Genomic DNA, 3307 nt, shown 5'->3' with positions numbered 1-3307 from the left:
GCGCTACGTAGAGGGCCGTGGCTTGCTGGTGCTGTATGACGGGCGCGGCGGCGAACGCCGGCTGGCGCCGGAGTACAGTCGCTTCCGCTGCCTGGCGGCGGATGAGCGGCATTTCTATTGCATTGCCGCCGCGCCGGACCGCCTGCCGACGCTGCTGGCGATCCGCCGGGAGGATGGCGCGCCCCAGGTGCTGGCCGGTGGCGAGAGGCCGTTGCCGGAGGCCGAGCTGTCCCGTGGCGAGGCCTTCCACTACCCGGTGGGCGAGGACGAATGCGGGCATGGCTTCTTCTATTCGCCCATCGGGGCGAAAGCCGCACCGCCACTGGTGGTGTTCCTGCATGGCGGGCCGACCTCGGCCAGCTACCCGGTATTCGACGGGCGCATCCAGTTCTGGACGCGCCGAGGCTTTGCCGTCGCCGATATCAACTATCGCGGCAGCAGCGGCTATGGACGCGCCTACCGCGAGCGCCTGCACCTGGGGTGGGGGCAGGTGGACGTGGAGGATATCGGCGCGGCGCTGGACTTCCTTGCCAGGGCGGGGCGCATCGACCGCCAGCGGGTCTTCGTGCGCGGCGCTGGCGCGGGTGACCCACAAGTTCGAGGCGGACTATCTGGACTGGCTGATCGGCGACCCGCAACAGGACGCCGAGCGCTACCGCGAGCGCACGCCGGTGCTGCAGGCCGAACACATCCGCGCGCCGGTGATCTTCTTCCAGGGCGAGCTGGATGCAGTGGTGGTGCCGGCGCAGACCGACGCCATGGTCGACAGCCTGCGCCAGCGCGGCGTGCCGGTGGAGGTGCATCGCTATGCCGGGGAGCGCCACGGCTTCCGCCAGTCCGCCCATCTGGCCCATGCGCTGGAGGCGGAGTGGCGCTTCTACCAGGCACTGCTGGCGGACTGATACCTGACAGAACCGGCTGTCAGAGCCGTCTGCCAAGGTCGCATTGCAATACCTGACGGATGCAGTAGGCTGCCGGAAACATTCCATAACAATAACGACAGAGCCCAAGATGTCCCACGAGCTCAGCCAGCTGCGCAAATTCGTCTCGCCAGAGATCATTTTCGGTGCCGGATGCCGGCACAATGTCGCCAATTACGTGAAAACCTTCGGCGCCCGCAAGGTGTTGGTGGTGTCGGACCCCGGCGTACTCGCCGCCGGCTGGGTCGCCGATATCGAAGCCAGCCTGGCCGCCCAGGACATTCCCTTCTGCCGCTATACCGATGTGTCGCCCAACCCGCGCGTGGAAGAAGTCATGCGCGGCGCCGACGTCTACCGCAGCGAAGGCTGCAACGTGATAGTCGCGGTCGGCGGCGGCAGCCCGATGGACTGCGCCAAGGGCATCGGCATAGTCGCCGCCCACGGGCGCAACATCCTCGAATTCGAGGGTGTGGACACCCTGCGCGTACCCAGCCCGCCGCTGATCCTGATCCCCACCACCGCCGGCACCTCGGCGGACGTCTCGCAGTTCGTGATCATCTCCAACCAGGACGAGCGGATGAAGTTCTCCATCGTCAGCAAGGCGGTGGTGCCCGACGTGTCGCTGATCGACCCGGAAACCACCCTGACCATGGACCCGTTCCTCTCCGCCTGCACCGGCATCGATGCGCTGGTACACGCCATCGAGGCCTTCGTTTCCACCGGCCACGGCCCGCTCACCGACCCCCACGCGCTGGAGGCCATGCGGCTGATCAACGGCAACCTGGTGCAGATGATCGCCAATCCGGCGGACATCGCCCTGCGCGAGAAGATCATGCTCGGCAGCATGCAGGCGGGCCTGGCTTTCTCCAATGCGATCCTCGGCGCGGTGCACGCCATGTCCCACAGCCTGGGCGGCTACCTCGACCTGCCGCACGGGCTGTGCAACGCCGTGCTGGTGGAGCATGTGGTGGCGTTCAATTACAGCGCAGCGCCAGAGCGCTTCAAGGTGATCGCCGAGACCTTCGGCATCGATTGCCGCGGCATGAGCCACGCGCAGATTCGCCAGCGCCTGGTGGAGCACCTGATCGCCCTGAAGAACGCCGTGGGTTTCCACGAAAGCCTGGGCCTGCATGGCGTGGGCAGCTCCGACATTCCCTTCCTCTCGCGCCACGCGATGCAGGACCCGTGCATCCTCACCAACCCTCGCGAGTCCAGCCAGCGCGATGTCGAGGTGGTGTATGGCGAGGCCCTCTGACGAGCAGCAGCAACAGGCGCTCGCCGGGCTGCTCGGCCTGGGCAGCCATTCCGCGCGCAAGAGCCATTATCCCGAGCTGGTGGCGCGGCTGGACGAGCTGGAGGCCGAGCGCAACCGCTACAAGTGGCTGTTCGAACATGCCGTCCACGGCATCTTCCAGGCCAGCCTGAGCCAGGGCCTGCGCGCCGCCAACCCGGCGCTGGCGCGGATGCTCGGCTACGACGACCCGCAGCAGGTGCTGTGGAACCTGCAGGACATGGCCAGCCAGCTGTTCGTCGGCGGCGAGGCGGAGATGCGCCGCATCCGTGCGCTGCTGCGCGAGCGCGACGGCCTGTTCGGCTACGAGACGCGCCTGCGCCGTCGCGATGGCAGCCATCTCATCGTCCTCATGAACCTGCTGATCAAGCCCGATGAAGACGGTCTGGTGGAAGGCTTCGTTGCCGACATCACCGAGCGCGTCCAGGCCCAGCAGCGTCTGCAGAGTCTCAACGAGGAACTGGAACAGCGCGTCGCCGAACGCACCCGTGAGCTGCAAGGACTGAACCAGCAACTGCGCGAGGCCCGCGACGCCGCCGAGGCGGCCAACAACAGCAAGGACAAGTATCTGGCTGCCGCCAGCCATGACCTGCTGCAGCCGCTGAACGCCGCGCGCCTGCTGGTTTCCACCCTGCGCGAGCGCAAGCTGCCGAATGCCGAGCAGGTGCTGGTGGAGCGCACGCACCAGGCGCTGGAAGGCGCCGAGGACCTGCTCACCGACCTGCTGGAAATCGCCCGCCTGGACCAGAGTGCGATCCGGCCGGACCTGGAAGTCTATCCGCTGGGCGAACTGCTCGGCCCGCTGGTCTCGGAGTTCGACGAAGTGGCCCGCGCCGCCGGGCTGCGCCTGCGCTCACGGATTCCCGCCCTGGCGGTGCGTACCGATCACCGCCTGCTGTCGCGCATCCTGCGCAACTTCCTCAGCAACGCCTGCCGCTACACCGGGCGTGGCAGCGTCCTGCTGGCCGCGCGCAGGCGTGGCGCGAACGTGCGCCTGGAGGTCTGGGATACCGGCCGCGGGATTCCGGCGGACCAGCTGCAGGCCATCTTCCTCGAATTCAACCAGCTCGACGCCGGCCGCGCGGCGGATCGCCGG

Annotated in this window: 2 protein-coding genes and 1 pseudogene; all 3 read left to right on the top strand. The window is 67.7% G+C overall.

All coding sequences use genetic code 11. From position 1 onward, the window contains the following. Positions 1-902, top strand: a pseudogene (locus ACCC94_RS28870) (alpha/beta hydrolase family protein); the annotation flags it as partial. A 109-nt stretch (positions 903-1011) separates the two neighbouring features. Next, positions 1012-2175 carry an alcohol dehydrogenase-like regulatory protein ErcA gene (ercA, locus tag ACCC94_RS28865; RefSeq protein ID WP_413353010.1) on the top strand — a complete coding sequence of 388 codons (1164 nt, stop codon included), beginning with the start codon at positions 1012-1014 and terminating at the stop codon, positions 2173-2175. Beyond that, positions 2159-3307, top strand: a 1149-nt coding sequence (locus ACCC94_RS28860) for an ATP-binding protein (RefSeq protein WP_413353009.1), incomplete at its 3' end; no start/stop codon positions are given. The genes ercA and ACCC94_RS28860, both read left to right, overlap by 17 nt.

Source organism: Pseudomonas sp. Pseusp97, assembly GCF_047304025.1.
Classification (GTDB): Bacteria; Pseudomonadota; Gammaproteobacteria; order Pseudomonadales; family Pseudomonadaceae; genus Pseudomonas.
This window is presented reverse-complemented; position numbering and strand designations above follow the sequence as displayed.

What these genes read in the sequence shown, in the direction of transcription:
- ercA (WP_413353010.1), top strand. Translation starts at nt 1,012, where the DNA reads ATGTCCCACGAGCTCAGCCAGCTGCGCAAATTCGTCTCGCCAGAGATC.